This is a genomic window from Psychrobacter sp. TAE2020 (genome assembly GCF_018919485.1).
Classification (GTDB): domain Bacteria; phylum Pseudomonadota; class Gammaproteobacteria; order Pseudomonadales; family Moraxellaceae; genus Psychrobacter.
In genome coordinates, this window is the sequence record NZ_JAHLMU010000001.1 from 975,338 (window position 1) to 991,655 (window position 16,318).

Below are 16,318 nucleotides of genomic sequence, written 5' to 3' on the forward strand. Positions count from 1 at the left end.
CTACAATGAGGGTCTACAGGGAATGTATCTATGAATATGAAACTCGACGATGCAATTGAACGACAGTATCGAAATAAGCGTATGTTTATGACCTTAGCAGCGGGGGTTGCCATATATCTCGTTTTTGCTTGGATGTCATTCAATCATGATGCAGCAGAATCTTGGGGCGCACTGTCCCTATTACCTACACTGCTAGTGTTGGTGACCGCCATCGTCTCAAGACGTCCTTTTGAGTCTATGATCGCAGGCTGTGTTGCCGGTCTAGTCATGCTCAACCCCTTTGATCTAGTCTCTCCTTTTGCTGACAATATATCTATAGTACTGGGTAATGAGACCATTATCTGGATTGTACTGGTTTGCGGACTGATGGGTGGCCTTATTCAGCTGCTTGAGATCAGTGGCTGTCTTGATGGCTTTAGCGAATGGCTGCAAAAGATTATCAAATCTCGTCGCCAGTCAATGTTAGCTACTTTTGCTTTGGGTGTTGTGGTCTTTATTGATGATTACCTAAACTGTCTAGCCGTTTCCACCTCGGTCAAAAAACTCACTGATGCTTATAATGTGTCACGCGAAAAGCTTGCCTATATTGTGGATTCAACAGCAGCGCCCATGTGTATTATTGTGCCTATCTCTACTTGGGCCGTATATTTTTCTGGTCTATTAGAAGAGAACGGTGTGGCAGCAGATGGCAGCGGCTTAACTCTTTATATAAGTGCTATTCCTTATATGGCTTATGCTTGGTTTGCTTTGATCATCGTGTTTTTGGTAGCTTACGGCATGTTAGGTGATTGGGGACCGATGAAAAAAGCCGAGGCACGCGCCAAAGCTGGTAACCCTGTACCTGCGGACTTTGTAGATGAGCAGCTAGTCTCCAACGTTCAAGCCAAACGCAAATTGTCTTACAAAGCTAACATCACTAACTTTGCCTTTCCTATGATATTACTCATTGTGTCAACCGTTTACTTTGAGGTTGATCTATTAAGGGGTGCATTATTCACTTGTTTTGTAACCGTTGTTTTGTACTGGATGCAAGGTATATTGGCCTTTGAAACCCAAGTTGAGGCTATTTTTAAAGGCTTTAAAGTAATGTTATACCCGCTCTCTACCGTTATTGGCGGCTTCTTTCTCAAAGAAGTCAATGACAGCCTTGGTATGACCAGTTATGTTATTGATAGCATTACCCCATATATGACTATTATTATCTTTCCTGCGGTTATCTTCGCAGTCATGGCATTCTTAACCTTTGCAACCTCATCGAGCTGGGGACTATATGTTCTCGCGATGCCGATTGTTTTCCCAATATCGTTAACGCTTGGCGTTAGCACGCCCTTGATGATTGGTGCATTGTTATCAGCATCTTCATTCGGTAGTCATGCTTGCTTCTTTAGCGATTCATCGTTACTCGCAGCACAAGGCGCTGGTTGTTCACCAATGCAACATGCCTTTACTCAGTTTCCTTATGCGATGCTAGGTGCAGGCCTGTCCGTTATTACCTTCTTAGGATTAGGGTTTATGATGGCTTAAGCGTCACTTAATACTATCTCCTTGTAAGCTAACGGGTAGTTGCTGATTAGCAACTGCCCGTTAGCAAGTGTTCAATATGATTTTCAGGCTATTATCTCTTGATAAATAAAAGGAATTAGACCATGGGATCAGTCACTGTAGCTACAACCCAAATGGCCTGTAGCTGGGACAAGCAAAAGAACATCGAGCTGGCCACTGAGCTAGTAACTAAAGCCGCTAAGGCTGGTGCTAATATTATTCTACTACAAGAATTATTTGAGACCCCCTACTTCTGCCAAGTTCATGACTTTAGCTATATTGAGCTTGCTACATCAGTAGAGAACAACGTCGCTATTCAGCATTTTAAGCAATTGGCAAAAGGGCTGGAGGTGGTATTACCGATCAGCTTTTATGAAAAGTCAGGTAATACCTTTTTTAATAGCGTCACGGTGATTGATGCTGATGGCGAGATACTAGGTACGTATCGTAAAATCTATATCCCTGATGGTATTCCTTATGCCGAAAAATTCTATTTTACCCCAGGTGATACCGGGTTTAAGGTTTGGGATACCAAATATGCCAAAATCGGTGTTGGTATTTGCTGGGATCAGTGGTTCCCTGAATGTGCGCGCAGCATGGCACTAATGGGTGCTGAAATATTATTTTATCCGACGGCTATTGGTGATGAGCCAACATTGGATATTGATTCAAAAGGTCATTGGCAGCGCTGTATGCAAGGTGACGCCGCGGCCAACTTGATGCCAGTAGTAGCCTCTAACCGTATCGGTACTGAGACGATTACACAAAATGGGACTGATAGCGTCATGACATTTTATGGTAGCTCGTTTATTACTGATGGTCGCGGTGAGATTATCGAGGAGGCCTCAAGGGATAAGCAGGAATTTATCAGTGCCACTTTCGATTTGGACAAGCTGGCGACTGATCGTCATCAATGGGGAGTTTTCCGTGATCGACGTCGGTCGATGTATGGCACTCTACTTACTCATGGCTAGGTACTAAAACTACTTTTGTAAGCGCTACCTATCTTAGTAAAGCAAATAAGGTCATTGCTATGTCATTGTTAATCACAGACTCAACGCCCAAACGAAATGGCTTTTATATGCCGGCAGAGTTTGCGCCTGTCCAAAAGGTGTGGATGATATGGCCTTATCGAACGGATAACTGGCGACAGCAGGCCATTCCAGTACAAGCCGCTTATGCGGCAGTTGCCATAGTTATCAGGCAATTTTGTGAGGTTAGTGTTTTAGTTAATGCTGATACTCTACAGAGTTGTCGCGATCAGCTCCCAGATGATATTGAAGTAATAGCAATGCCAAGCAATGATGCATGGGTACGGGACATTGTACCTACCTTTTTAATCGATAATTATGGCGCACTACGGGCTTGTGACTGGATATTTAATGCGTGGGGCGGCGACTACGACGGACTGTATTCGCCATGGGATGATGATGGTAAGCTTGCTGAGCGCTTATGTGAGCAGTTAGGCATTCAGCGTTACCGTACTGATGACTTGGTGATGGAAGGTGGCGCTTTTCATGTCGATGGCGAGGGTACAGTACTCACCACACGTATGTGCCTACTTAGCCCCGGCCATAATCCGCATCTTAATGAGCCCCAAATCGAAGATAAGCTTAAAGACTACCTCAACGTTGAAAAGGTATTGTGGCTCGATGATGGGATTGATCCTGATGAGACCACCGGTCACATTGATGATCTGGCCTGCTTTGCGCGTCCCGGCAAGGTAGTTTGCTTATTTACAGATGACCCTACCCATCCATTCTATGCAGCAACGTAAAAAGCTTATCGTCAGCTCTTAGATATGACCGGTGCCAAAGGCAGACATTTAAAGGTGCACAAGCTTTGCTGTACTAAAAACCCAGTAACTTTGCCTGTTAACCATGATATCGTATCCTCTGATGATGCCAAACCACGACTTAGTGATGAGGTCTGCATTGCCTCTTATGCTAACTTTTTAATCTGTAATAACGGTATTATCGTACCTCAATACGATGACATAAATAACAGCTTAACGATTGAACACCTTGAAAAATTTTTCCTAAGCATCAGGTAATGAGAGTGCAGACTAAAGCAATTATATTGGGTGATAGCAATATTCCTTATATTGCCCAGCAGCAGCCAGCAGTAAGTACCTCGTGAGAGCATTTATTTGTTATTTAGTCCCTATCTTTAAAACATAACCAAAAATGGATCCTAATCCAAGGAGATTTTATGAGCGATTATCAAGTCAACAACCCAGCCACTGGTGAGCTTCAAGCCACCTATCCAGTCGCTAGCGATAACGATATCCAGCAAGCTATCAAAAATGCTGACCAAGCTTATCAAGACTGGCGCCATGTTCCTCTTAGTGAACGCAGTGCTTTATTACATAAGGTTGCTAACATTTATCTTGAGCGTCAAGATGAGCTCGCACGTATCGTTGCTACTGAAATGGGCAAACCAGTTGCACAAGCCAAAGGTGAAATCGGCCTAGTAGCAGAGATTTACCGCTATTATGCAGACAACGCAGAACAGCTATTAGCAACTAGCGAGATCGTAGTTGATGAAGGTATGGCTAAGGTAGAAAAACACCCTGTTGGTGCGCTGCTAGGTATTATGCCATGGAATTATCCACACTATCAGGTGGCTCGTTTTGTGGCGCCAAACGTCATGGCGGGTAATACCATTATCCTAAAGCATGCGCCGCAATGCCCTAATACTGCAGAAGTTATCGTTGAGATTCTCAAAGATGCCGGCTTACCTGATGGCGTTTACAATAATATCTTTGCGACCAATGAGCAAGCCGCCACCATTATTCAAGACAAAAGAGTGCAAGGCATCTCTCTAACCGGTTCTGAACGTGCAGGTGCCGCCGTTGCTAAAGAAGCGGGCGGCGCCCTCAAAAAAGTAGTATTAGAACTTGGTGGTTCTGATGCCTTTATTGTGACAGCAGACGCTGATATTGAGCAGGCAATAGAAGGCGCAATCGTTGGGCGCTTTGGTAACACCGGTCAAGCCTGTAATGCCGCTAAGCGCTTGATTGTCGTTGCCGACGTTTATGACGATTTCGTCAAAGGCTTTACTGCTGCAGTCAATGCCATGACCTTAGCTGACCCCTTAGATGAGCAAACCTTTATTGGTCCTATGTCGTCAAAAGCTGCCGCTGATAACTTACAACAGCAGCTGGACAGCGCTATCAAAGCTGGGGCAACGGTATTGATTGAGGGCGGCAAAATAACCGATAAGCCTGGCGCTTGGTTTAAGCCTGCCGTACTTACGGATGTCACTGATTCCATGGATGTCTACCGTCAGGAGTTATTCGGCCCTGTAGCAGTGATTTATAAAGCTCAGGATATCGATGATGCTATTAAAATTGCAAACGATGTACCCTTTGGCCTTGGTGCTTCGGTACAAACCCAAAGCCCAGAGCTAGCTGCCGAGATTGCTGACAAGCTAGAAGTAGGCATGGTCACTATTAATGCGCCTTCTGGTACTGAAGCCAGCACACCATTTGGTGGCGTCAAGCGCTCAGGATTTGGTCGAGAGCTAGGTACCCTTGGTATTACTGAGTTTTTAAATTACAAACTCATACGCGATAAAACCACAGCATAAACCTGGATCAATGCGAACCTCTGCTTATCTTGATAAGGACAAATTCTTTTAAGATAGGACAGATAACATAAAAAAAGCCTAGCGTATCGAATTGACGCTAGGCTTTTTTAGTATTAAGTTCTTGATAGCCGTTGATTAAATCTGCTTATTTTTTAGGCGGATTTTCCTTTAGCCATAATTGATTAACAATTTTTAATTCACGTAATTCCTCATTCATAATGGCTTCACTAATACCCGGATACTTGATTCTTGCATAGCTATATAAAACGATACCCAGTACTGTCCAGCCTAAGAATATCCACCATTCAATGGCGATAAGCGCCGAGGGCATGCCTGGCATGTACAAGACCAATAGACAAAAACCTAAAATAATAGTGATTACCCCTACTAACTTACCCGCTGGTATTCTAAAGGGACGGACCATATCAGGTTCACGGTAGCGCAATACTAAGAAGGAGATAGCGACACAAGTATAAGCTATGACAATACCAAAGCCACCTGCATCGACGATCCACACTAGCATTTTACGACCGAACAAGGGTGCTAGCGTAGCCAAGCCACCTATCAATAAAATAGCATTCATTGGGGTATTGTACTTTGGATGTAGCTTACCTAAAAATGCTGGCAGCATGTGTGCTTTTGACATAGCATAAAGCAAGCGGCTACCACCAATTAAAAAGGCATTCCAACTAGATAGAATACCAAGTACCCCACCAATCACCAGTAAAATCCCAGCCCATTTACCACTCCAAGCGTTGGTCATGGCATCTGCAGTAGCCAAAGTAGAGTTTTCTGCTTGTATCAGCGGTAGTGTAGTACCGACGCTCCAAGCAACCGCAACGTACCATAGCACAGCGATAACTATTGAGATAATCAAAAACTTACCAATATTAGGTCGAGTTAGATCAATCTCTTCAGCGGCTTGTGGAATCACATCAAAGCCCACAAACATAAATGGCACCATGACAATAACCGCCATTACCCCAGCAGCACCACCAATAAATGCAGGGGCTTGTACAGCCGTTGAGTTAGCAGGGTTATATAATATGGCACCAATAAATAGTAAAATACCTACGAACAGAATGCCTACTACTGCTGTTTTTTGGAACCAAGCACTGACTTCCATGCCGCGTATATTTAACCAAGTGACAATTACTGAGCCGAGCATACCTACTGCGACCCAAGTGGCATAGACATCCCAGCCAGCGATAGTCCATAGATAGCCTTGGTTATAGTTGGGAATAAAATATTCTACTACTGTCGGTAGCGCAACCGCCTCAAAGGCCACTACTGAGAAGTAACCGAACAGAATACTCCAAGAGCAAATAAAGGACACATTGACCCCTAATGCTCGATGGGTATAAGTGTGCTCACCACCAGTAACTGGCATAGATGCGGCCAACTCAGCATACGTAACGCCGATTAAGATCACCGCCATACCGCCTAATAAGAACGCTAACATCGCGCCCCAAGTTCCAGCGGCGATAATCCAACCCCCTGCTAGAACTACCCAGCCCCAACCAACCATAGCGCCAAAGGCTAAGGCAATAATATCGAACATCCCCAGCGATTTTTTAAATCCAGACATAAACTCACTCCTTGTCTTGGTGTCATCCTTAATAGATTTAGTCTGTAGCTATTTAGCCAGTTGAGACTTTATCGATCGCGTCTAGTTAATTAACAACGATTCTCAATTAAATAATTTACAATCTTTTTAAATTATCTAAACAATAGTGGTATAGCAATGCTATAAACAACAACGGCGTCTTGTCATGCAAGGCGCCGTTTTTTAACTTAGATTATTATCTGCGCTAAAATTTTGCGTTAAGTTACCTTGCTTGCTCTGCTGCTTAACAAACTTAACTTAGCAGAGTTAACTTAACAGGCTTGACTGCGCAACAATGGCTAAGCCGTTAACAACGTTTTTATGATATCTAGGCCTTCTTGCAAAACTTCTTCTTCAACAGTTAACGGCACCATGATGCGGATTGCATTACCATGCATACCACAAGACGCTAGTAACAAACCGTGCTCAAAAGATTTGACTTTTAGCTCAGCAGTTGCCGCAGCATCTGGGTTACCCTCGCTATCAATTAATTCAAAAGCTAGCATCGCGCCTTTATGACGAATATGGCCAATTTTGCTCAGTTGCATATCGGTTAAGAAGGCGGCAATCTTGTCGCCAATCTCAATACTACGTGCCAGTAAGTTTTCCTCTTCAATCACTTCCATAACCGCTAAAGCCGCCACACAAGCTAAAGGGTTACCAGAATAAGTACCACCTAGGCCACCTGTTTGCGGCGCATCCATAATATCCTTGCGACCAATGACAGCGGAGATCGGATAACCACCCGCTAAGCTTTTGGCACAAGTCATAAGATCAGGCTCAACACCTAATTGCTCAGTGGCAAATAAAGTACCAGTTCTAGCAAAACCACACTGCACTTCATCAAAAATCAACACAATGCCATGCTCATCGCAGATAGCACGTAGTGCTTTAGCGAATGAAGGAGTAACTTGGTGAAAGCCACCCTCACCTTGTACTGGCTCAATAATCATCGCTGCCACTTCACTAGGATCTATAGAAGCTTGAAAAATCATATCGAGACTATGTAGCGCTTGTTCTTCAGTGACGTTATGCTCCTCAGCTGGGAACAACGCATGAAAAATAGATCCCGGCATCGGGCCAAAGTCTTTTTTGTACGGAATGACTTTACCGGTCAAGCCCATGCACATCAATGTACGACCATGCCAACCACCGACGAAAGAGATAATACCAGGGCGACCTGTCTTGGCGCGAGCAATCTTAATACAGTTTTCAACTGCCTCTGCGCCTGTGGTTAGGAATAACGCTTTTTTATCACCGCTAATCGGCGCTTTTTCACAAAGTTTTTCAGCAAGCTCGACATAGCATTCATAGTTGATCATCTGTGCTGCGGTATGAGTAAATTTATCTAGCTGCTCATGAACACGCTGGGTGATTTTAGGATGGCTATGGCCAGTGTTAAGTACCGATATTCCACCAACAAAGTCGATATAACGATTGCCTTCTACATCCCAAACTTCTGAGTTTTTGGCATGAGCGGCAAAGATAGGAAAAGCCACCCCAAGTCCAGTAGGTAGTACTGCTTTGCGGCGCTCAAGTAATGATTTATTGGTTGCTTTGGTAATAGTCATAAGAAGGTCCTTTTTCTGTATTTTTAATATAAGAGTTATAAAGTTAATAGCTATTTATTTCATACATTTTAAAATCTAAAGTAATGCCTAGCGCTCAGCCGCCTAAAAAACTAACCGCTAAGCTGAGCGAATAAAACTAGCTGATGTCTGAACACCAATATTTAGTCACGACGTACTCTTCAATGCCGTATTTAGAACCTTCACGGCCAAATCCTGACTGCTTAACACCACCAAACGGCGCGACCTCAGTAGAGATCATCCCAGTATTATGACCAACCATACCGTACTCTAAGCCTTCAGTGACACGCCACGCACGAGCATAGTCGCTAGTATAAAAATAAGCGGCTAAACCATAAATCGTATCGTTGGCGGCATCGATAACTTCTTTTTCACTGGAGAAAATAAAGATAGAAGCGATAGGACCAAATATCTCTTCACTAGCGATATCCATGTCAGCGCTGATATCGGTAATTACGGTCGGATTAAAGCTTAATTCCGACGCTGGATTCTTATCGCCACCCGTAACTAATTTTGCACCTTTATCTAAAGCATCCTTGAGTAACGCTTGGACTTTTTGTAGCGCTTTTTCATTGATTAAAGGCCCTACAGTCACCCCTTCGTCCAGACCATTACCAACTTTTAGCTCGGCAACTTTTTTGACAAAGATAGCTAAAAATTCATCTTTAATAGTGTCTTGCACATAGACTCGGTTGGCACAGACACAAGTCTGACCCGCATTACGATACTTAGAAGCAATCAGGCCATCAGCGGCTTTTTCTAGATTAGCATCCTCAAAGACGATAAACGGGGCATTACCGCCAAGCTCTAACGAGAGCTTTTTGATAGTAGGCGCGCACTGAGCCATCAAGATACGACCGACTTCGGTCGATCCAGTAAAAGATAACTTATGAATACGAGCATCACCGGTTAGGATTTCACCGATGACTGAGGATTTGCCAGTAACCACTTGGATAACGCCGGCTGGAATGCCTGCTTGCTCAGCTAAAGCCACCATGGCTAGCGCTGAAAAAGGGGTTTCGGTAGCGGGCTTGATAATCATCGTACAACCCGCTGCAAGAGCAGGAGCCGCTTTGCGAGTGATCATCGCTGCTGGGAAGTTCCAAGGGGTAATCGCCGCGCAAACACCAACTGGCTGCTTTAAGATGACATAGCGCAATTCTGCTTTGCTAGAGGGGATGACATCGCCATAGACCCGTTTGCCTTCTTCAGCGAACCAGCGAATAAAGCTGTTGGCATAGCCGATCTCACCACGAGACTCACCTATAGGTTTGCCTTGCTCAACCGTCATAATGATCGCTAGATCTTCTTTATTTTCATCGATGAGATCAGCCCACTTCTGTAGCAACACTGAGCGCTCTTGTGCGGTTTTAGCCGCCCACATTACTTGTACATCATGGGAGTAAGCGACAGCGTCATTGACGTCCTGTGCGGTCAGACTTGGAATAGTACCGATAACATCACCACTGAACGGATTGGTGACTTCAATAGTGGCATCGTTACTAGACTTATGCCAACCATCTTTGATAAAGCATTGTTGCTTAAGTAAACTTGGGTTAGATAAATTAAAAGCTGTATTTTCTGATGTATTTGACACCGAGACGCTCCTTGTCGTTAAGCCTAAAGGTAAAGCTTATTAATTTTATTATTAATTAACCTTTATAAAAAATAAGTTATGATTTAATAAACCAGGGATAACCAGTAGCTTATTTATCATAATCACTTTACAATGTTCAGTATGCTGAACACGTGTTCTATATATGAGACTTATTATAGGAACGATAGGCTATACTTTGCAACCTTTATTATTAATATTATTATCACAACTTTGATCGCTATTATTAAGCTATAGGAAATATATGAGCACTACTGCCGTTCCCGCTTTGGACAAGACTTTTCAAATATTGGATTTGATTACCGATAGTGCCCAGCCCTTGACGGCCGCGCATATCGCTCGGCAATTGGATCTTCCACGTAGCTCTACCCATAATATTTTGCAAAGCTTGCTGGTTAAGCATGTCATTTATAAAGATACCGACAGCCGCTTTCATCTAGGGTCTTATCTACTTTATTGGGCCGGTAAATATGAGCAGCAGCAAGGGGTGATACAATTATTTAAAGACTTAATTGTCCAGTACCCTGTCTTGCTCCAACATACTGTCACTTTATCTAAGCTGGACTTAGGAGAAGTGGTATTCTTAGCCTGTCATGAAGCACCCGCGGCACTTGGTTTTACCTTTCGCGCCGGTGTTCGCGTACCAGCCGTTTTTTCAGCGACTGGCAAAGCCATGCTATCAACCTTATCATCACAAACAGTAGAATCCTTGTACGAGGGCGTCTTTCCTGAACCGATAACCCCAAGTGGTGTAAGCAACTTCATAGATTTTTCTTGTGAGATGACCGCTATTCACAGCAGCCGTATCTCTCTTGACGATGGGCAGCTACGCGAGGGCATGTACTGCTTAGGTACTTATATTCGTAACGCTTCAGGTCATGCTATTGCCGGTATGGCGGTTAGTTTTTTGCAAGCTGAGTATGAGGCCAATCGTAGCGAGGTCAGCGCAGTACTTATCGAACTGGCTGAGCAGATAGAGCAGCGTTTGGGCTTTAACGCTGCGCACTCAGCATAGATAACCATATTATATTGGTTGATTATCATAATTTTAGTGTTCAACTAATCCTGACAAAAAAGCCTGTAAGTTATCATTAAGCTTTGGTAGGTAGTAGCCGCCCTCGACTAAGACGATTAAAGGTTTATTTAGCGCTTTTAGCTTTTGGGCTAAAGTCTTAAAGCCTTGTGTACTGACTTGGCATTTTGCTTCTGGATCCTCTTCATAGACGTCAAAGCCTAAAACATGAATAACAACGTCAGGCTCAAACTGTTTAACCGTCTCGATTGATTTATCAACATAATCAAAGAACCAAGCTTCACTAGTACCATGGGGCATTGGGAAGTTAATGTTGTAGCCCTCGCCCTCGCCTGCTCCTGTCTCAAATTCATGTCCGGTAACGGCAGGATAAAAATTAATGGGACTGCCATGCACTGAGGTGTACAGTACGTCTTTGCGCTCATAGAATATCTCTTGGATACCCTGACCATGATGCATATCCGTATCTATAATGGCTATTTTCTGGTATTTTTGACGTAAGTGTTCAGCGATGATGGCCGCATTGTTTAGATAACAAAAGCCTCCTGCTGCACTCTTGCGTGCATGATGACCAGGCGGCCGCGAAAAACATAATTGCGTATTGCTTTGAGCGCTCTTATCGTTTAATAAGGCTTCAGCTGCATTGAGCGCGGTTTGCGCAGACCAATAGATCGAAGTCCATGAGTGCTCACTAATGGGCGCACTATCATCCGCCTGATATTTGGCCGCTTTCGCCATTATGCCAAGTCCAGGATTATCATACGGCACATAGATACCGGTTTGCACTTGTGCGCCCAAGTCCTCATCTACCTCCATCCATTCCTCATAGCCATGCTGCAAGAAGTCAACATAACCTGAGTCATGGACCGCTAGAATCGGTGCCATATCTATATCTTTGGCCGTCGTCACTGTCAATCCTAACGCAGCTGGTGCTTTTAGTAGCTCAGTCATACGCTCCGGTACCTCTAACGGCTCGTGCATTTTTCCGTAAGAGAAATAAGGTAGCGGTCTATGCAAGCTTAGGTTGTCGTGACTATATATTTTCATGCTATACACTCCGTTGCTTGCGGTAAATTTTATAATGCTCTCAGTATTAGATTCACCCTTTGTAAAGTGAGCGGACGCCACTTATGAACCAATTATTCCTTTAAATAATCCCATTGACTTTAAGCTTAATTATCATTTCACACGCTTCTGTCATGTAAAGCTAGAGTCTAGATGACATTGTTACTATAAAACTCTATGAGTTAAAAAGCTGAATATGTCACAAATACGACAACAAGAAAGGCTGAAAAAAGATGATTGCTCTCATCATTCTTTCAGCCTCGAACAAGTACACACTATTTTTTAGGACTTCGTCGACGTGAACGCACCATGGCGATGCGCAAGCTTATCATCTGATGACACTGGTGCAATCGCATCCCACAGCTCAACAGCATGACCATCTTCAAAGCGCCATAGCTCACAGAATGAGTGCCGCTCACCAGCGATTGAACCTTCAGAGTGCGTCAAGACGAAATTTCCATCAGCGACAGTGCGATGCAGCGTATCATAGGTCAACGCACTACCATCCTGTTTTAGCTTCTCCAAGAACTCTACCATGTTTGTGACGCCATCAGCAATGTCACCAGCATGCTGTGAAAAAGTGCCCTCTGAACGGGTGAATTTATGCATGGAATGATAGTCCTGAGAGTGCAGGAAAGTATGCCATATCTCTTTTGCAAGTTTACGATTGGCCTCAGTATCGACCGATGCATCGACCTCAGTTGTCCCATCTAATTGAGTATTACCAGACTCGTTCGGTGGAGTCTCGGTGACGAGTCCATCCCAATGCTCTACAATCTTGCCATCGGCAACGCGGTAAATATCGAAGCCGACATAAAGATCATCAGGATCTAGCCCTGGATAAGAGCCATGTAAGGCAACTAATCCGTTCGCCTCATCTACTAATACACGCACCACATCATGGCGCATATCAGGAGCGCCAGTGACAAGATCTTTTAATCCCTGTATGCCATTTGCGACGAGCGGTGAATGCTCAACGTAATCAGATGAGAAATTACGTTCAAGCGTGGTCAAATCATGTTCGGTGAACAACTCTCGGTCGGCAGTAATTACAAGCTTACGAATATCAGCCTTGTTAGTCATATCAAGTTTCTCCTTTAATACAGTGACCTATATTGCAGTAAAAATTATCCCATTGAACTCATGACGTGCTTGAGTCGGGTGTATTCTTCTACACCGAATCTAGACAAATCCTTGCCGTAGCCAGAGCTTTTGAACCCACCATGAGGCATCTCTGCAACCAGTGGAATATGACAGTTAATCCAAACACAGCCAAAATCTAAATCTCTCGATACTCGCAACGCTCTAGCGTGATCCTTAGTCCATACTGACGACGCTAAGCCATATTCCACGTCGTTGGACATGCGTACCGCATCCTCTTCCGTTGAAAACGTCTGTACAGTAATAACAGGGCCAAAAATTTCATTCTGAATGGCTTCATCGTCCTGATGCAAACCGTCGACTACCGTCGGTTTAAAGAAAAATCCTGGCATGTCATCAGCTCGCTTGCCTCCAGTCGCAATGGTAGCATGAGCAGGTAAACGCTCTATTATCCCTTCAATTCGTTCAAGTTGGTTTATGTTATTAAGCGGTCCGTACAGTATGTCGTCTTTCTCTGGCGTTCCATAAGTGGTAGCCTTAGCCGCTTCAACCAGCTTAGCAAGAAAGTCGTCATGGACTGATTCTTGAACCAGTATTCGAGTGGATGCCGTACAGTCCTGACCACCGTTGAAGAAGCCAGTTTCAGCCAGAGTTGTGGCGGCTGCGTCTAGATCAGCATCATCGAATACCACACATGGCGCTTTGCCTCCTAGCTCCAAGTGTACTTGAGTCAGATTCTTCGCTGCAGCTGCAGCGACCGCCATACCCGCCTTTACAGAACCGGTAATAGCCACCAGTCCAGGTACCTTTGAGCTTGATATAAAAGCACCAGTCTCGGCGTTACCCAACACCACGTTAAACGTACCTTCAGGTAGGAACTCTGCTGCTATCTCCGCCATTAGTAGCGTAGAATCAGGTGTAGTGTCCGACGGCTTTAGGACAATCGTATTGCCAGCTGCAAGCGCAGGTCCGATCTTCCACACTGCCATCATGAATGGGTAGTTCCAAGGAGTAATCTGCCCAACAACACCGATCGGTTCGCGACGAAGTGATGAACTGAAGCCTTCCAAGTACTCACCAGATGGAACGCCGCTCAGCATGCGTGCTGCACCCGCAAAAAATCGTAGTTGGTCGATACCAACATCCATCTCCTCTGAAGCAATTAAGTACTTCGGCTGACCCGTATTGCGAGCCTGAGCTTCTATCAAATCATCACGACGTGACTCCATAGCATTAGCAATCTTGAGCATCGCTGCATGTCGCTGCGCAGGAGTGGTGCGTCCCCATGTTGCTGTGGCAGCTTCGGCCGCTGCGTACGCCTCTTCGACGTCCTGTTCGTTAGAGTTTGGTGACTGACCAATGATCTCACCAGTCGAGGGATCAACTAAATCAAAAGTTGATGAACTATGAGAATTAATATATTTATTGTTAACAAAATTCTGGCGTTGACTCATGATGTACTCCTAAGTGTCATGGTTGATACCTCAAAGCTATCACTATTCTCAAACCTATGCAAACTTTTATCAAAATATAAAAAAATATTTAAAATCAGTAATTTAACCCAAAATTACATATATAAATTTAACTTATAAGTTCATTTTATGTATCTATTTTATTGCCATAACTAAAAGAAAAGCAGCGTTCTATCTTGACTGACCAATAAGGAAATTAGTAAACATATATTTGTAAGATTTTTTTAGGAAATTTAAAGTTCTATATCAGTAAGTAGAGCCATTAAACCTCTCTAAATTCGTAAATCTTCCAATAATTTCAATTCACTATTAAAATATTATTTATTGAAAATACAATTAAACAATACCATCAGCTTTAAGCTTAGCTATCATCTCGCTGTTATAGCCAAGTGATGCAAGTGTGCTATCGGTATGCTCACTCAAACGTGGTGGCGGCGAGCGATAACTGACTGGCGACTCCGAGAGTTTGATAGGATTGCCCAAAGCTTTAACTGGACTACCTTGTGCCGCAAAATCTACAATCATCTCGCGTGCTACCGCTTGCGGCATCGCTAAAGCCTCAGCGACATTGTGAATAGCACCGCAAGGTACGCCTGTTTGCGACAATACCTGTAACCAATGCGTACGCGACTGCTGAGCAAACTTTTCGCTTAGCCATTCGGACAGGATTTCACGGTTTTCAACACGGGCAGGATTAGTGGTAAAGCGAGGGTCTTGATACCAATCAACATCCAACACGGTACAGAGCTTAGCGAATTGGCTGTCATTACCACAAGCTAGGATAAAATGTTGCTCGGCCTCAGCTTCGAACACTTGATAAGGGACGATATTAGGATGCTGGTTGCCTAGTCTTGGGGGTACTTTACCTGAAGCTAGGTGATTCATGCCGACATTGGCCAGCATCGCCAAGGCGCTATCCAACAACGCTACATCGACATGCTGTCCGCGTCCGCTATGTTGCCGTGCTATCAGAGCGGCTTGAATACCAATAGTCAGCTGCAATCCTGCGAACAAATCAATAACGGCTACCCCTACTTTATGCGGCTCGCCAGCGCTCGGTCCAGTGATACTCATCAACCCTGATAGACCTTGGATAATATAGTCATAACCTGGCAGCTTAGCATCAGGGCCAGTCTGACCAAAGCCCGTCAAGGAGGCGTAGATTAAGCGTGGGTTTGACGGTTTTAGACTGGCGTAATCTAGACCATATTTCTTTAGACCGCCAACTTTGAAGTTCTCTACTAAAATGTCACTATCAGCAATAAGCTGCTTAATAATAGCCTGCCCAGCTGGGGTCGTAATGTCGACGGTGAGTGATTTTTTATTACGATTGATAGTGGCATAATAAGCTGAAGTGTCATCACTAAAGGCTGGTGGTGCCCAGTGCCGAGTTTCATCACCAATACCTGGTCGCTCAACTTTTATTACTTCTGCCCCTAAATCTGCCAAAACTTGAGTGCAGGATGGCCCTGCTAATACTCTGGATAAATCTAAAACTTTTATACCGTGCAAAGCACCTTTTGCACTATTGTTAGTATCTGTAGTCATAAAAACCTCCTATGTCTTAATAAATCTTTGCGCACTTCTTTCAAGGCATTTATTATGTTTGATTGGATGCTATCTTTAACAATGAATAGCCAATAAAAAAGCGTACGTTACTGAACGCCATATTAAGAGCTGAACAGTAGCGTACGCTTATTATTA

At 44.0% G+C, this 16,318-nt stretch carries 11 protein-coding genes and 1 pseudogene; 5 read left to right on the top strand and 7 right to left on the bottom strand.

All coding sequences use genetic code 11. The features are described 5' to 3' along the window. Window positions 1-30: 30 nt before the first annotated feature. From KPY62_RS03815 to KPY62_RS03830, 4 genes and pseudogenes are all read left to right on the top strand, one after another. Window positions 31-1,524: a Na+/H+ antiporter NhaC family protein gene (locus tag KPY62_RS03815; RefSeq protein WP_216580889.1), complete on the top strand. Its 1,494-nt coding sequence runs from the start codon at window positions 31-33 to the stop codon at window positions 1,522-1,524. Between the two features lie 122 nt (window positions 1,525-1,646). After that, entirely contained in the window at window positions 1,647-2,516 is an 870-nt protein-coding gene (aguB, locus tag KPY62_RS03820; protein WP_216580890.1) for an N-carbamoylputrescine amidase, read from the top strand. A gap of 143 nt (window positions 2,517-2,659) precedes the next feature. Then, a pseudogene (aguA, locus tag KPY62_RS03825) lies at window positions 2,660-3,595 on the top strand (agmatine deiminase). A gap of 158 nt (window positions 3,596-3,753) precedes the next feature. Beyond that, window positions 3,754-5,133, top strand: coding sequence for an NAD-dependent succinate-semialdehyde dehydrogenase (locus tag KPY62_RS03830; RefSeq protein WP_216580891.1), 1,380 nt, complete (start codon window positions 3,754-3,756; stop codon window positions 5,131-5,133). A gap of 145 nt (window positions 5,134-5,278) precedes the next feature. On the opposite strand, the gene KPY62_RS03835 is transcribed toward KPY62_RS03830, so the two are convergent. The 3 genes from KPY62_RS03835 to KPY62_RS03845 all read right to left on the bottom strand — a co-directional run bounded on the left by KPY62_RS03835 (window position 5,279) and on the right by KPY62_RS03845 (window position 9,925). Next, on the bottom strand, window positions 5,279-6,721 hold the full coding sequence (locus tag KPY62_RS03835) for an APC family permease (RefSeq protein ID WP_216580892.1): 1,443 nt from the start codon (window positions 6,719-6,721) through the stop codon (window positions 5,279-5,281). 317 nt (window positions 6,722-7,038) lie between these two features. Next, a complete protein-coding gene (gene gabT / locus KPY62_RS03840) occupies window positions 7,039-8,310 on the bottom strand; it encodes a 4-aminobutyrate--2-oxoglutarate transaminase (RefSeq protein WP_216580893.1) in 1,272 nt (423 codons plus the stop codon). 136 nt (window positions 8,311-8,446) lie between these two features. Then, entirely contained in the window at window positions 8,447-9,925 is a 1,479-nt protein-coding gene (locus tag KPY62_RS03845) for an NAD-dependent succinate-semialdehyde dehydrogenase (protein ID WP_216580894.1), read from the bottom strand. 262 nt (window positions 9,926-10,187) lie between these two features. Here KPY62_RS03845 and KPY62_RS03850 point away from each other — a divergent pair, with 262 nt between their 5' ends. Further along, on the top strand, window positions 10,188-10,958 hold the full coding sequence (locus KPY62_RS03850; protein ID WP_216580895.1) for an IclR family transcriptional regulator: 771 nt from the start codon (window positions 10,188-10,190) through the stop codon (window positions 10,956-10,958). Window positions 10,959-10,991: 33 nt separating this feature from the next. Here KPY62_RS03850 and KPY62_RS03855 read toward each other — a convergent pair whose 3' ends face one another. The 4 genes from KPY62_RS03855 to KPY62_RS03870 form a co-directional block, all read right to left on the bottom strand. Next, window positions 10,992-12,023, bottom strand: coding sequence for a histone deacetylase family protein (locus KPY62_RS03855; RefSeq protein ID WP_216580896.1), 1,032 nt, complete (start codon window positions 12,021-12,023; stop codon window positions 10,992-10,994). A gap of 300 nt (window positions 12,024-12,323) precedes the next feature. After that, window positions 12,324-13,124 carry a nuclear transport factor 2 family protein gene (locus tag KPY62_RS03860; RefSeq protein WP_216580897.1) on the bottom strand — a complete coding sequence of 267 codons (801 nt, stop codon included), beginning with the start codon at window positions 13,122-13,124 and terminating at the stop codon, window positions 12,324-12,326. A gap of 44 nt (window positions 13,125-13,168) precedes the next feature. Further along, window positions 13,169-14,596: an aminobutyraldehyde dehydrogenase gene (locus KPY62_RS03865; RefSeq protein WP_216580898.1), complete on the bottom strand. Its 1,428-nt coding sequence runs from the start codon at window positions 14,594-14,596 to the stop codon at window positions 13,169-13,171. A 354-nt stretch (window positions 14,597-14,950) separates the two neighbouring features. Then, on the bottom strand, window positions 14,951-16,162 hold the full coding sequence (locus KPY62_RS03870; RefSeq protein ID WP_216580899.1) for a CaiB/BaiF CoA transferase family protein: 1,212 nt from the start codon (window positions 16,160-16,162) through the stop codon (window positions 14,951-14,953). Window positions 16,163-16,318: the final 156 nt, after the last annotated feature.